13 protein-coding genes are annotated in these 16288 nt (G+C 57.1%); 6 read left to right on the top strand and 7 right to left on the bottom strand.

The features are described 5' to 3' along the window. Positions 1-74 precede the first annotated feature (74 nt). The 5 genes from traA (at position 75) to PYR65_RS29335 (ending at position 6352) form a co-directional block, all read left to right on the top strand. Positions 75-3377, top strand: coding sequence for a Ti-type conjugative transfer relaxase TraA (gene traA / locus PYR65_RS29355; protein WP_276122413.1), 3303 nt, complete (start codon positions 75-77; stop codon positions 3375-3377). Further along, positions 3374-3901, top strand: coding sequence for a conjugative transfer signal peptidase TraF (gene traF / locus PYR65_RS29350; protein ID WP_276122412.1), 528 nt, complete (start codon positions 3374-3376; stop codon positions 3899-3901). The genes traA and traF overlap by 4 nt, the downstream gene beginning before the upstream one ends. Further along, positions 3822-5090 carry a conjugal transfer protein TraB gene (locus PYR65_RS29345; RefSeq protein WP_276122411.1) on the top strand — a complete coding sequence of 423 codons (1269 nt, stop codon included), beginning with the start codon at positions 3822-3824 and terminating at the stop codon, positions 5088-5090. The genes traF and PYR65_RS29345 overlap by 80 nt, the downstream gene beginning before the upstream one ends. A 13-nt stretch (positions 5091-5103) precedes the next feature. After that, on the top strand, positions 5104-5730 hold the full coding sequence (locus PYR65_RS29340) for a TraH family protein (protein ID WP_276122410.1): 627 nt from the start codon (positions 5104-5106) through the stop codon (positions 5728-5730). A gap of 313 nt (positions 5731-6043) precedes the next feature. Continuing rightward, the gene (locus tag PYR65_RS29335; protein ID WP_276122409.1) at positions 6044-6352 is read left to right on the top strand and encodes a transcriptional repressor TraM; all 309 of its coding nucleotides are present in this window, start codon (positions 6044-6046) and stop codon (positions 6350-6352) included. 60 nt (positions 6353-6412) lie between these two features. Here the strand turns inward: PYR65_RS29335 and traR are convergent, their stop codons facing one another. The 4 genes from traR to PYR65_RS29315 all read right to left on the bottom strand — a co-directional run bounded on the left by traR (position 6413) and on the right by PYR65_RS29315 (position 11792). Then, entirely contained in the window at positions 6413-7117 is a 705-nt protein-coding gene (gene traR, locus PYR65_RS29330) for an autoinducer-binding transcriptional regulator TraR (protein WP_276122408.1), read from the bottom strand. 268 nt (positions 7118-7385) lie between these two features. Continuing rightward, on the bottom strand, positions 7386-8861 hold the full coding sequence (locus PYR65_RS29325; protein WP_276122407.1) for an NAD-dependent succinate-semialdehyde dehydrogenase: 1476 nt from the start codon (positions 8859-8861) through the stop codon (positions 7386-7388). Between the two features lie 171 nt (positions 8862-9032). Next, the gene (locus tag PYR65_RS29320; RefSeq protein WP_276122406.1) at positions 9033-10241 is read right to left on the bottom strand and encodes a pyridoxal phosphate-dependent aminotransferase; all 1209 of its coding nucleotides are present in this window, start codon (positions 10239-10241) and stop codon (positions 9033-9035) included. 21 nt (positions 10242-10262) lie between these two features. Then, positions 10263-11792, bottom strand: coding sequence for an aldehyde dehydrogenase family protein (locus PYR65_RS29315; RefSeq protein WP_276122405.1), 1530 nt, complete (start codon positions 11790-11792; stop codon positions 10263-10265). Positions 11793-12490: 698 nt separating this feature from the next. On the opposite strand from PYR65_RS29315, the gene PYR65_RS29310 reads away from it, so the two are divergent. After that, the gene (locus PYR65_RS29310; RefSeq protein ID WP_276122404.1) at positions 12491-13417 is read left to right on the top strand and encodes a LysR family transcriptional regulator; all 927 of its coding nucleotides are present in this window, start codon (positions 12491-12493) and stop codon (positions 13415-13417) included. Here the strand turns inward: PYR65_RS29310 and argE are convergent. The 3 genes from argE to PYR65_RS29295 form a co-directional block, all read right to left on the bottom strand. Continuing rightward, on the bottom strand, positions 13414-14571 hold the full coding sequence (argE, locus tag PYR65_RS29305; RefSeq protein WP_276122403.1) for an acetylornithine deacetylase: 1158 nt from the start codon (positions 14569-14571) through the stop codon (positions 13414-13416). The genes PYR65_RS29310 and argE overlap by 4 nt on opposite strands. 75 nt (positions 14572-14646) lie before the next feature. Continuing rightward, positions 14647-15420: an ABC transporter substrate-binding protein gene (locus PYR65_RS29300; protein WP_276122402.1), complete on the bottom strand. Its 774-nt coding sequence runs from the start codon at positions 15418-15420 to the stop codon at positions 14647-14649. A 125-nt stretch (positions 15421-15545) separates the two neighbouring features. Continuing rightward, a complete protein-coding gene (locus PYR65_RS29295) occupies positions 15546-16286 on the bottom strand; it encodes an ABC transporter permease (RefSeq protein ID WP_081364408.1) in 741 nt (246 codons plus the stop codon). Between the last annotated feature and the right edge of the window lie 2 nt (positions 16287-16288).

Here is a 16288-nt window from a genome sequence, read left to right as displayed (position 1 = left end):
AAGGCCTGGGTAAGGGCCGACTGTGGCCTGACCGCTCCGGACGAACGACGTTCGAACCGGGAGCTTTTACCGCCGTGGCCATCGCCCATTTCTCAGCCAGCATCGTCAGCCGCGGCTCAGGCCGCAGCGTGGTGCTGTCTGCGGCCTACCGGCACTGCGCCAAGATGGAATACGAGCGTGAGGCCCGCACCATCGACTACACCCGCAAGCACGGCTTGCTGCATGAGGAGTTCATGCTCCCGACAGATGCCCCGAAATGGGTGCGCAGCCTTATTGCCGATCGATCTGTGTCGGGGGCCGTTGAAGCCTTCTGGAACAGGGTCGAAGCTTTCGAGAAGCGTTCCGATGCACAACTCGCCCGCGACCTGACCATTGCCCTGCCGCTGGAGCTGTCGCCGGAGCAGAACATCGCCCTGGTCAGAGATTTTGTGGAGAAACACATCCTTGCCAAGGGCATGATCGCCGACTGGGTTTATCACGACAATCCCGGCAACCCGCATATCCACCTGATGACCACCTTGCGCCCTCTGACCGAGGACGGGTTCGGGTCGAAGAAGGTCGCCGTCACCGGGGACGACGGTCAGCCGGTCAGAACCAAATCCGGCAAAATCCTCTATGAACTCTGGGCCGGTTCGACGGAGGATTTCAACGTCCTGCGCGATGGCTGGTTCGAACGGCTGAACCACCATCTGGCGCTTGGCGGCATCGATCTACGCATCGATGGCCGGTCTTACGACAAGCAGGGCATTGATCTTGAGCCCACCATCCATCTTGGTGTCGGCGCCAAGGCGATCGAACGCAAGGCAGAGCAACAGGGTGTTCGTCCGGAGCTCGAACGGATCGAGCTGAACGAAGAACGCCGCTCGGAAAACACCCGCCGCATTCTGAACAATCCAGCCATCGTGCTCGACGTGATCACGCGGGAAAAGAGCGTTTTCGATGAACGCGATGTCGCCAAGGTTCTGCATCGTTATGTCGATGACCCGACTGTCTTCCAGCAACTGATGTTACGCATCATCCTGAACCCGGAAGTCTTGCGTTTGCAGCGCGACACGATCGAGTTCGCGACCGGAGAAAAGGTGCCGGCCCGTTATTCGACACAGGCAATGATCCGGCTGGAAGCGACGATGGTGCGGCAGGCGTTATGGCTGTCGAACCGGGACGGTCATGCTGTCTCGGAAGCAGATCTGGCCGCAACGTTCCGGCGGCATGAACGGTTGTCGCAGGAGCAGAAAACCGCGATCGAGCGGATTGCCAGCCCCGCCCGGATCGCGGCCGTCGTTGGACGCGCCGGCGCCGGCAAGACCACGATGATGAAGGCTGCCCGCGAGGCGTGGGAACTGGCCGGATATCGTGTCGTCGGAGGCGCGCTTGCCGGCAAAGCGGCGGAGGGGCTGGAAAAGGAAGCCGGGATCCAGAGCCGCACGCTCGCGTCGTGGGAACTGCGTTGGAACCGTGGTCGTGACGTTCTTGATGACAAAACCGTCTTCGTCATGGACGAAGCAGGTATGGTCGCCTCAAAACAGATGGCCGGCTTTGTCGATGCCGTCGTCAGGGCAGGCGCCAAGATCGTTCTGGTCGGCGATCCCGAACAGCTCCAGCCGATCGAGGCGGGCGCTGCCTTCCGCGCCGTCGTTGACCGCGTCGGTTATGCCGAACTCGAGACAATCTATCGCCAGCGCGAGGACTGGATGCGCAAGGCGTCGCTCGATCTGGCTCGGGGCAACGTGGAAAAGGCGCTGACCGCTTATGATGCCAATACGAGGATCACCGGAACGCGCCTCAAGGCCGAAGCAGTCGAGCGGCTGATCGGTGACTGGAACCACGATTACGATCAGGCAAAGACAACATTGATCCTCGCGCATCTGCGCCGTGACGTACGCATGTTGAACGTCATGGCGCGCGAAAAGCTGGTCGAACGCGGCGTTGTCGGTGAGGGTCACTCGTTCATAACGGCTGACGGCATCCGCCAGTTCGACGCCGGTGACCAGATCGTCTTCCTGAAGAACGAAACCTCGCTCGGCGTCAAGAACGGCATGATCGGCCACGTGGTCGAGGCCGCGCCAAACCGCATCGTCGCTGTGACCGGCGAAGGCGAGCATCGCCGGCATGTCGTAGTCGAACAACGCTTCTACAGGAATCTCGATCACGGCTATGCAACGACCATTCACAAGTCTCAGGGCGCCACTGTCGACCGAGTGAAAGTGCTGGCGTCGCTCTCGCTCGACCGGCATCTCACCTACGTGGCGATGACCCGCCACCGCGAGGATCTCCAACTCTATTACGGGACCCGGTCCTTCGCCTTCAATGGTGGGCTTTCCAAGGTTCTTTCCCGAAAGAACGCCAAGGAGACGACGCTCGATTACGAGCGTGGCCAGCTCTATCGCGAGGCGCTCCGCTTTGCGGAAAACCGTGGCCTGCACATCGTTCAGGTGGCGCGAACATTGCTGCGCGACCGGCTCGACTGGACGCTGCGCCAGAAGACGAAATTGGTCGAGCTTGGCCAGCGCCTTGCAGTCTTTGCAGAACGTCTCGGTCTGCACCATCCCCCGAAAACCCAAACAATGAAGGAGGCCGCGCCCATGGTCGCAGGCATCAAAACATTTTCCGGTTCCGTCGCCGATACGGTGGAGCAAAAGCTCGACACCGATCCAGCCCTCAGACAACAATGGGAAGAGGTTTCGACCCGTTTTGCTTACGTCTTTGCCGATCCCGAGACTGCCTTCCGGGCGATGAACTTCGATGCGGTGCTAGTGGATAAGGTAACGGCCAAACTGGCGCTTCAGACGCTAACGACCGCCCCGGCGTCGATCGGACCGCTGAGGGGCAAGACCGGCATTCTAGCCAGCAAGACTGAGCGCGAGGACCGTCGCGTTGCAGACCTCAATGTTCCGGCCCTTAAGCGCGATCTTGAGCAGTATCTGAGGATGCGCGAGACCGCCGTGCAGCGGCTGCAGGCTGACGAGCAGGTTTTGCGTCAGCGCGTGTCGATCGACATCCCGGCGTTGTCGCCGGCAGCACATGTGGTGCTGGAGCGCGTGCGTGATGCGATCGACCGCAACGATCTGCCGGCGGCCATGGCCTATGCACTCAGCAATCGCGAAACTAAGACTGAGATCGACGTGTTCAACCAAGCCATCACCTCACGCTTCGGCGAGCGTACCTTGCTCACCAATGCCGCGCGCGAACCCTCCGGAAAGCTCTTCGACAAACTCTCCGAAGGGAAGCAGCCCGAGCAGAAGGAGCGTCTGACAGAGGCCTGGCCGATCATGCGCGCGTCCCAGCAGCTCGCCGCTCACGAGCGCACCGTCCAGACCCTGCGGCAGGCCGAGGATTTGCGTCTCGCCCCGCGCCAGACGCCGGTGATGAAACAATGAGGCGGCGGCTTCTCCTGTTCCTGGCCGGCGCGGGCGGGGCGATCGCTGGTCTAGCGGCAGTCGCATATATGGGCGGCTTTCGGTTGAACCTGACGCCGAGCGAGCCGCTTGGGCTCTGGCGTATCGTAGCCCTGCAGCGTCCGATCGAGGTCGGCGATCTCGTGTTCATCTGCCCACCGGCGACCCCGTCATTCGAGGAGGCACGGCGCCGCGGCTATGTCAGGCGTGGCCTCTGCCCCAGTGGCTTTGCGCCGCTGATCAAGACAGTGGCGGCGCTTCCCGGACAGCATGTGAAAATAGGCGCAAATGTCACTGTCGACGGTAGGCCTCTCGCCTCATCGATCGTTCGAGCGAGCGATGGCGAGGGCAGGCCAATCACACCGTTCAGAACCGGCATCGTGCCACTGAGAAATCTGTTTCTTCACTCATCCTTTGCGAGCTCCTATGATAGTCGGTATTTCGGGCCGGTTCCCGACACGGGCCTTCTCGGCCTGGCGCGGCCGGTCCTCACTTTCGATCCATAAATGGCGGCGATCCTGCCTGCTCATCGCCGTATCTGTCGCTTACGGCTGGACGGCCTGGAGCGGTCATGTTCTGGCCATTCCAGTCGCTGTGTTGTTTCCGACGCTCTGGGCGATGTCGCCGTCGCGGCTGACGGCGGTGCTCGTGTCGGCCGGATATTTTCTGGCTGCGTCGCGTGGGTTGCCGCAGGGCGTCGCCAACTTCTATGCCGCCGATCTCTGGCCTGGGCTTCTGCTCTGGACAGCTGCTTCGCTCTCCTTCGCCTGCGTGCATGCGGCGCTCTGGAAGGCGCGACCGGAAGGCAAGTGTCCGGGAGTAGGTCGAACGGGAATGGCAATGGCGGGGCGCTATCTGGCGGCGGCGATGCTCTTAGGCCTGCCGCCCCTCGGCATCACCGGCTGGGCACATCCGCTGACCGCTGCAGGCGTACTCTTTCCGGGATGGGGATGGTGGGGGCTGGTCGCGATGACAGCCGGCCTCGCGATGATGACATCGCAATATTGGCCGGCTGCCGCCATCGCCCTGGGAGGATTCTGGCTCTGGTCCGCCGCTACATGGACATCACCGAATGTACCCGAGGGATGGAAGGGCGTCGACCTCGAACAGGGTGAGAAACTCGGACGAGACGGCTCGCTCGACTATCACCGTGACCTGATCGCAACGGTGCGCGCGGCGGCATCAGTGAAAACCCGGTTCATCGTTCTTCCCGAAAGTGCGCTGGGCTTCTGGACGCCGACGGTGGCAAAGCTCTGGAGCCAAGGCTTGCGAGGCTCGGAGCTCACTGTGATCGCCGGCGCGGCCGTCATCGATCCGGGCGGCTACGACAATGTCATGGTGAAGGTTTCGGCTGACGAAGCTCGAATTCTCTATCGCGAACGCATGCCGGTCCCGGTTTCCATGTGGCAGCCATGGCGGGCATGGACCGGGCAGGGCGGCGGAGGAGCCCGCGCCAACCTCTTCGGCAATCCAGTTGTGCAAAGCGACGGCCAGAAGCTCGCCGCGCTGATCTGCTACGAACAGCTCCTCCTCTGGCCGGTCCTGCAGTCGATGCTGCATTCCCCCAGCGCAATCGTTGCCCCGGGCAATGGATGGTGGACCGCAGGAACGTCTATCGTCGCCATTCAGAACGCGAGCGTGATCGCTTGGGCAAAGCTGTTCGGACTGTCCGTCGTCACGGCTTTCAACAGATAAGGAATTGTTTGCGATGGTCGATGCCGCCCTCATCAAGGAATGCAGCGATCCCGGCCTGAAGCCGGCGATCGTCGAACAGTTCATCGATCGGGCAGGGGCACCGGACCCGCTCGAGGTCACGGTCCGCTCCGGAAACCGGGTGGTGCTCGTGCCCAGGCCGAAGACCGCCGAGGAGGCGTTGGCGCTGATACGAGACAACCTCGGTCGCAATACCGTTCGCGTCGGGATCACACAATATCCCGCCGGGCTCGGCATCATGGAGGCGGGCCAGCTGAAACCGGACCTGGTCGATGCTTGCGAGAACATCCGCATGGGCACCGCGTTGTTCGCCAAGGTTTATCGGATCGTGACCAAATGGTACGGCAACCCGACCGAGAGGCAAGTCCTGCCGCAAGTGTTCGACGATGCGATCATCGCCTGGCAGACGGGATATTTCGAAGGAACGGCGGTGTTTCGGGCGGACGATCCAGGCAATGTAAAGCTCGCCCAGCCGGAGCCGGTGCGGCGCGATGGCGCCGGAACGCAAGCCGGTCTTTCGGAGGATGAGGCTAAGTCCGAAACGCCAGCCGAAGCGTCGGGATCCGATCCCAACAAAGCAGGGATCAGGATCGACCTGTCCGGCATTGGCGCAAAGCGCTGACGTCGCCGTATCTGCAGATCTGCCGCAATTGTTCATCGATCGCCCTAGCGAAAACAGCATTCGCCCATTATAAGAACGGGCAGGGCAGTACGCGCTGCCCGGGGGTGTGGAAACCCTTCCTAGCGGTTGGCGCCGGCCGATACGGCGCCAGAATCCTCTGACCATTTGGCCGGGGGCCTGTGACGTATGTCCAGGCGCCTCGGTGCTAAAGGTCTCAGGACTGTCTAGGACGGTTTCCAACCCCCGGCTTGGGATCAGAAGATTAACGTTTGCGGGGGCGCACCGCGGACAAAATCTAAGGGTTGGATCACTAATGGATTTGAAAGAGTCAGCAGTGTCGGACACATGTGAACTGCGCCCGGTAATCGGGCTGACGTGCAGCCTCACCAAGGCAGACGTCGAGACGCTGACGGTCAATGCCATCCGGCTCCATAGGCAACTCCTAGAGAGGGCGGATCAGTTGTTCCAGGCATTGCCCGACGACTACAGGACTGGAAAAGCCACTGGCGGCGTTCAGCATCTCGAATACATCGAAGCAATGATCGAGATGCATGCACAGATGAGCGCGGTCAACACGCTCGTGGGGGTTCTCGGCTACATTCCGAAGGTGGCCGCGAACTGATCCGGTTTTTTTAGGTCAAGCCTTGTTCGCCAACAGATCGAGTGGAGTTGGCCACGGCCTTCACATCAGCTTTCTGCGAATTGCGAGCGCGGTGAGATGGGCCTTGCTCCTGACATCGAAGCGCTTCATTGCCTCGCGAAGCTTGACGCGGACGCTGTTGTATTTCACGCCCTCCACATCAGCAATCTCCTCCATCGTCATGCCGACGGCGATCCATCTGAGATAAGTCGCCTCTTTCGGATCGAGCCAGGCGGCATCTTCCACAGTCGGAGTGGTTTGAAGGAACGAGATGCGGGCATGGAGCTGTCCGACGGCAGCCGCGGCTGCAACCGCGTCGATCTCACGGTCTAGATCGATTGCTGGCCGTTCTGACGCTAAGGTGAACATCGACATCGAGCCGTTGGCGGTCTTGATCGGAACGGTGACCCCGGAGCGGATGCCGAAATCGGCAGCATGCGCGTAGAAAGCACGCTCGTCCTTCGATTGCCTCGCGCGATCCTGTTCGCCGGACCACGCAAAAACATGCTTTCTGGACCTCGCGCGTTTGACGACCGGATCGAGCTTGTCGAAGTTCTTCTCGAAATACGTCGACCGCCACTCGCGATGATAATTGGTGACTGCGATGATGTGCTTGTGCTGGATGTGGAGATAGGCGTAGCCGGTGAAGCCGAAATGCTGGGTGAGGTCGGAAAGGCCTTGCGTGAGGATGCTTTCGTCGCCTTGTATCGCCGCGAGATCGGTCAGCTTGTCCAGCCATTGCTGCATTTTATCACTCCGTTTTGGTGGTCAGGTGGAACAGGTCACGTGAGCCCCTCGACGTTTATTATTATAAGCGGTAAAAATCAACCCTAGATTGCATAATATGACTTATGGAACTTGACGTTTGGAAAGACCGTTCATTGGAGCTGAGCAATTCGGAGAATCGGTTCCTTGGCTCGCGCAGAGTTCGGTCCTGCGTTGAGCTAACGTGTGACGTGCGATAGATGCAAACATGGTCCGACGATTGAGCCGGAGCATGTCAATCGTCCGTACCTCAGGCGAGACTTAAGCAGATGTATTTGATGTCGATATAATCATCTGCTCCATATTTAGACCCTTCGCGGCCGAGACCAGATTGCTTGATTCCGCCGAACGGAGCCATTTCAGTGGAGATAAGCCCGGTGTTCACACCGACCATGCCGGTTTCCAGCTCTTCGGCGACGCGGAAGATACGAGAGAGGTCACGAGAATAAAAGTAACCGGCAAGACCGAACTCAGTGTTATTCGCCATCTGAATAACCTCCTCCTCCGTGTCGAATGAAAAAAGTGGCGCGAGTGGACCGAAGGTCTCTTCGCATGCAACTTTCATTTCAGAGGTCACACCGATCAGAACTGTCGGGGAGAAAAACTGCTCCCCCTGTTCGTGGGAATACCCACCGACAGTAATACTCGCGCCTAGTGACAGCGCATTCTCTAGATGTTCTTTGACTTTGTTTACTGCATTGCCGTCGATAAGTGGACCGATTTCAGATCCCTCGGCAAATCCATTGCCAACCTTCAGCCCGGCAACCCGTCTAGCAAGTTTTTCGGAAAACTCCTTATAAACACCGGTTTGGACATAGATACGATTGGCGCAGACACAAGTCTGCCCAGCATTCCTGAATTTGGCAGCAATGGCGCCCTCCACTGCATCATCGACATTCGCATCGTCGAACACGATAAACGGCGCATTGCCTCCAAGCTCCAGGCTCAGCTTTTTTATCTGGTCGGCCCCCTGCCGCATCAACATACGGCCCACGTTCGTTGAGCCTGTGAACGAAATCTTTCTCACCAACTCGTTGGCGCAAAACGTCGCTCCGACCATCGCAGCATCTGTCGATGTGATTACGTTGAGAACACCTGGCGGAATGCCGGCTCGCTCCGCGAGAACGCCAAGTGCAAGTGCTGAAAGCGGCGTCTGCGCGGCAGGCTTCGCGACTAGCGAACAGCCAACAGATAGGGCGGGCGCGAGCTTGCGCGCAAGCATGGCACTCGGGAAATTCCAAGGGGTGATAGCGCCGACGACACCGACAGGCCTCTTCAAAACAAGGATTCGTTTGTCCTCCTGGTGACCAGGGATTACATCGCCATTGATGCGTTTGGCTTCCTCGGCAAACCACTCAATATAGGCAGCTCCGTACAGAATCTCTGTCCTTGCTTCCTGCAGAGGTTTGCCCATCTCCGCAGTCAAGATAGTTGCTAGGTCGTCAACATTTGACACAACCAGATCAAACAACTTACGCAAAATGAATGAGCGCTGCTTCGCTGTGACTTTTGCCCATGGCCTCTGCGCGCGATGCGCGGCGTCGATTGCCTGACTTACTTCGTCGACGCCGAGATCCGGAACTGCTGCAATCTTCTGACCTGTAGCTGGATCGACAATGTTAAACGTTGCTCCGTTGCGAGCGCTAACCCACCGCCCCGCGATTAGAGCTTTGTCGCTAAGCAACCCTGGGTCCTTCAGTTTCGATGCTAAATCGATGGCGGTCAAAGTTCTCTCCTTAAATGAATACGGCGGAAGTCACGTGTCGCGTTGTTGAATATTTGATCCGTTAGCCGGCCAAAGCCGCGAGCGATATCGGTAAAACGCTACTCGTTGCCCGCTTTGGACTTTGGCCCAAGACCGCGCTCAGGCGAAGTTTAGCCGAAAACCTTGAACGGCTCACAGGGTTGCGCAAAAGCGGCGTAACCGCTCCATCCCATTTTCGATAATCTCCTCCGAGGCGGAAAAGGAGATGCGGATAAAGTCGCTCATGTTGGGGCCAAAGGCAGTGCCTGGAACGACAGCGAGGCCGTCAGAACGAAAGAGTTTCTCGGCGAAGTGTGAGCCGGAGAGGCCAGTCTCCGAGACATCGACAAAGCAGAACATTCCACCCCTTGGACGTGTAAATCTCAGCCGCTGGATTGCCGACAATGCCTTGCACATGATATCCCGGCGGCGGCGCAATTCTCCGGAAAAATATTTCATTTCTTCATCACCAGCTGCTTCAAGCGCGGTGGCTGCAGCGTCTTGTATAAATGTGGGTGAGCCGAACAGCATGCACTGCGCGAGGTTTTGTAAGTGTTGAGCGGCCGCTAGCGGAGCCAAGGCCCATCCCACGCGCCATCCTGTCATTGCGTGTGACTTGGATAGACTGTTGATGATGATCGTCCGATCCAGCACATCCGGAAACGACGTGATGGAGGAGTATTCGTCGTCAAACACCGCAGATCTGTAAACTTCGTCGCTGATGATCCACAAATTGTACTGCTGGGCAACGCGCGCCACGACCTCGAGATCGGATCGGCCGAAAACATATCCACCAGGATTATTTGGCGAGTTAAGAACAATAGCTCGTGTTCGGTCGGTGATCGCAGCGATGAGTGCGAGTTCCGAGAGCTTGCAGGAGGGGCTCTCGAAAGAAAGTTTAATGGGTTTGGCGATCGCGCCGCCAGCGCGAATCGTCGCTTCGTAGGTCGCATACCAAGGCTCGAAGTAAAGCACTTCGTCGCCCGCACCGGCAACCGCCATCAAAGTTGCGAAAAGCGCGTTTTGCGCCCCGCCAAAAACTGTCACTTGCTCAGCTTGCCAAGCTTGGCCGTCGAACCTGGTTTGTGCAGCGGCAATGTTGGCTCTAAGTTCCGGCGTGCCGGGCACTGGCGCGTAGTGCGTGCGGCCTCCACGCAGGCTAGCAATAGCTGTCGCCAAGATGCGATCCGGCGTATCAAAGGAGGTATCGCCCAGGCAAAGACTAACCACATCTTCTCCCCTCCCCGAGGCATCCGCAGCAGCATCAGCAATCGCCCAACCGGCGGATCCTTCACTTGCAATGGCGGCCGTATGGTCGGAAAATAGTGGCCGAGCATCACGTTGTTTCAAAAGAGATTCCATCAATTCACCTCCAGGAAATGCTCACTCAGTCGCCGAGGGGTTGGCAACTTGCACATAAATGCTTTTCGTCGACAGAAACCCATCGAGCTGCTCTGGCCCCATGTCCTTACCGAATCCAGACTCGCCCAGCCCGCCAAACGGCATCGCTGGATCTAGAAGACCGTGCGCGTTTATGTAAATATTTCCAGCCTTTAGGCGGCGAGACAATTGAATTGTTTCGTCGATATTCTGCGAATATATTGCCGCTGCCAGTCCGAAATCCCCGGTATTTGCTCGCTCGACCGCCTCATCGATAGTATCGAATTGTGAGACACCGAGGACAGGACCGAAGATTTCCTCGCGGAAAATGCGCATTTTATCTGAGCAATTGTCAAAGATTGTTGGCCGCAAAATACCATCGACACGTTGACTTGGGACGCTTACTTCGCCGGTCACAAGGGCAGCCCCTTCCGCTTGGGCCGAACTTATATGGTCGAGCACCTTGTTCCGGTGTGCCGACGAAACAAGGGGAGTAATTCTAGCGGTAGGGTCGAGGCCAGCGCCTATAGGTAAGCTTTCAGCGCCGGCCCTCAATTTGTGAATCAGTTCGGCGTGAACGCTTTTGTGAACATAGACCCGTGAGCCGGCGTCACATACCTGTCCCGAGTTGAGAAAGACGCCAGCCAAAATTGCATCGGCAGCTCTGTCCAAGTCTGCCTTGCTGGTGACGATGACCGGCGACTTCCCGCCGAGTTCCAGCGTGAGTCGTTTCATCGTGTCCAGCGACGTCTTGCCGACAGCTTTGCCTACGGGCGTCGAGCCTGTGAATGAGAGTTTGTCCACGCCCCTATGCGCTGCCAAGGCTTGACCAATAACATGTCCAAACCCGTTGACGATATTGATTACGCCGGCCGGAAAACCCACGAAACTCGCAAGTTGCGCGACGCGCATGGCGGAAAGCGGCGTCTGTTCAGAGGGTTTACAGACAATGGTGCATCCACATGCAAGTGCGGCTGCGAGCTTCCAGGAGAGGATCTGAAGAGGAAAGTTCCACGGCACAATCGCAGCCACCACTCCGACCGGTTCCTTGACAGTGTACATGAGTGTTTCACCCGCCAGCGCCACGGCGTTTGTAGTTCTACCGTCGAGCTTGCTCGTCCAGCCGGCAAAATATTCAAGGTTGGCAATGGCACCGGCAACATCGATTGACCGGGCCTCCGATATTGCCTTGCCAACATCGATGGCTTCAAGGTGGGAGAGAAAGTCTGCATCGGCCGACATCGCCTCGGCAAGCCGCAATATCAATCGCTGTCGTTCAAGTGGCGCCATTTTGCCCCATGGACCGGCAAGTGCGCTTCGGGCGGAGTTAACCGCCAGATCGACATCAGAGAGCGTCCCATTCACAACGCCGGTCAGTCTTTCTCCCGTGAACGGTTCGATAACGTCGATCTGGTCGCCGGTCGTATGCACCTCTACGCCACCGATGTAATGCCCAATTGGTCGATCCACGAAAGAAATGACCTCTTGCGGAACTGCGTACTGAGCGAAGTAGCCTGCGGTTCTATTTTCCATTAAAAATTTTCTTTCGATTGGCGGGCATCGATCGTTTTTGCGACATTGATCGGTTGCAGAGTTCGGCGAATAATGTCGCCTCCTCGAGGAGATCGTCGCCACCCCGCCCTCAAAATTCATGCTCGCGAGTAGCGAGCCGCTGCGTTCTAAAGTTGCCGAAGTCAAACAAGGTCGTCGGTCGGTTCGGATTAGCCAGTCGGGTCAATATAGGAAATACAGTTTAGCCAAACCAACGTTTGACGAACACACAACATCATGAAGCAAGTCAGCGAGTAGGGTACATGGATGGGTTGAGCTTTGCGCACACGGACGGACCATCGGCTTCCTTTTGCTGACGGATAATTGGCACAACAGAGATCTCAAGCAGTTTTGAAGCCGAGTGCAGTGCATCGGGTACCGAGTATCGCGCCGCGCCTATAATTAGCAGCCGGCGCTCTTAGCAGGATCAGAGTGAGTGTCCGAGGAAACGGAAATGGATAAAAGCAACACTACGGCACCAATCTGGTGGTTCGTGTTAATTGCCCTAATCCTCTGCTTATCGCTCACTTCCGTCCTGATCGTGCAGTTTAGGTTGCCCTCAAAGGGCCAAATGACCTACGCTAAGTACGGCTGTATCCCGAACGACCCATCGAAGCGTGAATGGGACCAGTATATGGGATTTTCGACCTGCCGATAGGTTCGTCGCGCTTGGAGCCACGATGCGATTTGATATTCCGCCGCTTGATAAGATCGACATTCGCCTGTTGAAGGTTTTCAAAGCGGTGACCGAATGCAATGGCTTCGCGGCGGCGGAAGAAACACTTAACCTCAGCCGATCGACAATATCTATTCACATTTCCGATCTGGAAACGCGGTTCGGGATAAAGCTGTGTACGCGCGGTCCAAGTGGGTTTTCCCTCACTTCGGAGGGTAAAGTCGTCTACGAGGCGACGCTCCGCCTTTTTGGCGAGTTGAACAACTTTCGGTCGACCGTAGCTGGCGCGAAAGGAAAGCTTATGGGGGAACTCTCGGTATGGCTCATGGATAACATGGCGACAGACCCGAGAAATCCCTTCGGTTCTGCACTTAAAAAGTTTCGCGCTCGGCCCAACGAGGTGGAACTGACCGTGAATGTCGTTCCGTCAAACGATGTGGAAAAAGCAGTTTACGATGGTCGATGCGACCTCGGCATCACGGGCAGCAAGACTGACCTTACCGACCTCGCCTATGAAGAACTTCACACGGAGAGCATCGCGCTCTATTGCGGCTCGGAACACACGCTTTTCGGGCGAGACTTGGAGAATACGACAGATGAGGACCTTACCGGCGTAGATTTTATCCGCCGGGGGTTTGTAACCCAGCAACAGGAGATGGTTGAAACGAACTGGAATTCGAGCGTGTCATCAATGCATACTGAAGCGACGTTGCAAATGATACTCACGGGCCTTCACGTCGGCTACCTACCCGAGCACTATGCGTGGCGGTGGGAAACTGAAGGGCTGCTTCGCAGGATCAACTCAGCACGGTTTCGGGTGGATTGGCCCGTGTATCTGGTGTCCAGGAAGCTGGACCGACAATCAGTCCTCATCGCAACAATGCGAACAGATTTGCTGGAAACTTCGAGATCAATGAGTGGTTGTAGCTAGTAAAGCGTTCGCAGAAGTTGCGCAAGAAAGCGCCCGCCCGCTTCAAACTGACTTTGGCTAATGAATTCGTCAGGCTGATGCGCCTGTGAAATGCTGCCCGGCCCGAAAACCACCGTTGGTAGTCCTGCCGCCTGGAAAAAACCGGCTTCGGTAGCGTACGACACTGCTTCCACGTTGCTTGATCCCATCAGATTCCCAACAAGGCGTTCAGCATCGCTTGACGCACAACGCACGAGGGGTGGAATCGAATCTATTTCGCTGATCGTGACCTTTGCTTCGGATGCCGTCCTCCTCAATCGAGGCAGAACGTCACCCTCAACAAGCTTATTGATACGCTCCAAAATGTAGGCGTGATCTCCTGCTAAAAGCGGGCGTGCTTCAATGTGGAGTTCGCAGTGCGACGCTATGACATTCGGTGCGGATCCACCCTTGATCAAACCGACCGACAGGGTCGCAAAGGGTACATCAAAAGATGCTGCGTCAGCATTAGGGGACCGCGAAAACTCTTCTGCCAATTGCTCTACGAGTTGCACTATCCGTGCGGCGGCATGGATTGCATTCGATCCCAAGTGGGGCAGGCTCGAGTGAGCCGCTTTTCCATGGAATTGGATGTTCCAGTCGATAGCGCCCTTGTGCGCCCCAACAATCCGCATCTCTGTCGGCTCCCCTACGATGACGCACGACGGCGCAGGAACATGAGCTTTCAAGAAGGCGACAATGGGCTTCACACCGTCGCAGGTAACCTCCTCATCGTAGGAGAAGGCGAGGTATAGAGGCCTCGAGAGGCGGGCAAGGTCCATCTCGTTGGCAGCCGACAGACACAAGGCGAGAAAGCCCTTCATGTCGACAGCCCCGCGGCCATAAAGACGGCCGTCGGCCAGACGTAGTCGGAAAGGGTCAGAGGTCCATGTCTGATTAGTCACCGGCACGACGTCCATGTGGCCTGACAGTACAACGCCACCGGGAACCGCCGGCCCGAAGGCGATCAGTAACGCCTCTTTTTGACCATCCGGCGAAAGGAAGCTATCAACCCGGCCACCGAAGCCCTTGCAGAGACCGGCGATATAATCAGCAATGTCCAGATTGGACCTGTGAGAAACGGATTCGTAGCTGATCAGTTTTTCGAGTATTTCGACTGCGGTGATGTTCTTCATAAAATCGTTTCATTTCTTAAATCGATAACGGCTCGCACTCAAGTCCGAGCCGTCGATCGACTCCCGGACCGCGGTTCAGTCGCCGTAGAGGTCAAATGGGAAGTATTTTGCGTTGATCTCTTTATAGGTGCCGTCAGCGCGGATATGCTTGATTGCGGTATTCAGCTTGTCCCGCAGTTCGTCGCTGTTTTTCCTGAGGGCGAGTCCAACGCCTTCCCCCAGGCAATCAGCATCCTTCTGGGGCGGCCCGACAACTTCATAGCTTGTCCCGTCTGGCCCCTTCAAAAGTTGCTCCTGCGCTCCAACGCGGTCAGAAAAGACGATGTCAACCCGTCCGGCAACGAGATCGTTGAACGCCTCCAGTTGGCTCGGGTAGACTTTAAGCTCGCTGTTGGCGTAGTGTTTCTCAAGATAGCACGACTGAATCGTTCCCCGTTGAACGCCAATGGTTTTGCCTTTCAGTCCATCGGGCGTAACGTCTAGACCAGAGCCCTTCTTCGAACTGAATTGCGACGGGGTCTGGTAGTACTTCTCTGTAAAGTCAACGCGCTTCTTCCGATCTTCAGTAATGGTCATCGAGGCAGCGATCACGTCGAACTTTTTCGCCAGCAGGCCAGGGACGAGCCCGTCCCAGTCCTGCTTCACGAACTCGCAAGTCACCTTCATGTCGGCACAGAGTGCTTTGGCGATGTCGACGTCAAACCCGCTCAACGAGCCGTCGGGTTCCAGCTGGTTAAAAGGCGGGTATGCTCCCTCGGTCGCGATACGAAGCGTATCTTCGGCAAACGAATGGTGCGCCGTGGCAAACGTTGTGGCAGAAAGCAGAATAACTGCGAGAAGTGTTTTCATTTTTCCCTCCGAAAGTTCGGTTGTCGTTGTCTTTGCACGTAGGTGCATAGAAACTTTACCGGCCATCGAAAGAGAGGCCATGCCGATTAATAAAACCAAGGTTTGACGGATGCGGCACTGGCGACTTACGCTGTCGCCACCATTGGCTGAAGATGGCGGTTGAGCCTGGCTTCGAGGACTACAAAAACTCTCACAATGCAAAAGGTGAGGACCACGTAGATTGCGGCGGCGGCAAGGAAACCTTCGTAGGCGAGGTAGAACATCCCATTCAACGTCCGACCGGCTCCAAGAACGTCCACAATCGTAATTGTAGAAGCAACAACGGTAGCTTGGAGTGCAAAGATCACCTCGTTTGAATATGTCGGCAGCATGATCCTGAATGCTCTTGGAACAACAATCCGCCTTAACCGCGTTATTGTCCGCATGCCACATGCTTTCGCAGCTTCTATCTCGCCAGAAGGTACGGACCGGATCCCCGCGCACACGATCTCGGTTACATAAGCGGCGGTATTGACCGTGAAGGCGACAAACGCACAACCCCAGGCCTCCTTGAAAATGGGCCACAAGAAGCTCTGCCGTACGACTTCGAACTCGCTCGCGCCATAATATAACAGATACGTCTGCACAAGCAGCGGCGTTCCCCGGAAGAGGTAGGTGTACGACAAGATGAGGGGACTGAGGAGCGGCACCCTGTAGGCCCGGGCGACCCCGAGCGGAAGAGCCAGGAGAGCACCAACTATTGTCGTCGACAGGAATAAGAGGAGGGTATTGAGCAATCCTTTGGCAAAGAGTTCCCAGTTTGCAAAAACAAGCATGAAGTCGATTGGCGATGTGTTGGTGCTGAAGTCGGTGATTGTCTGTAACATGG

It is taken from the genome of Pararhizobium qamdonense, assembly GCF_029277445.1.
Taxonomy (GTDB): Bacteria; Pseudomonadota; Alphaproteobacteria; order Rhizobiales; family Rhizobiaceae; genus Pararhizobium; species Pararhizobium qamdonense.
The sequence above is the reverse complement of the archived record's forward strand: the minus strand, read 5'-3'. Positions and strand labels throughout refer to the sequence as shown.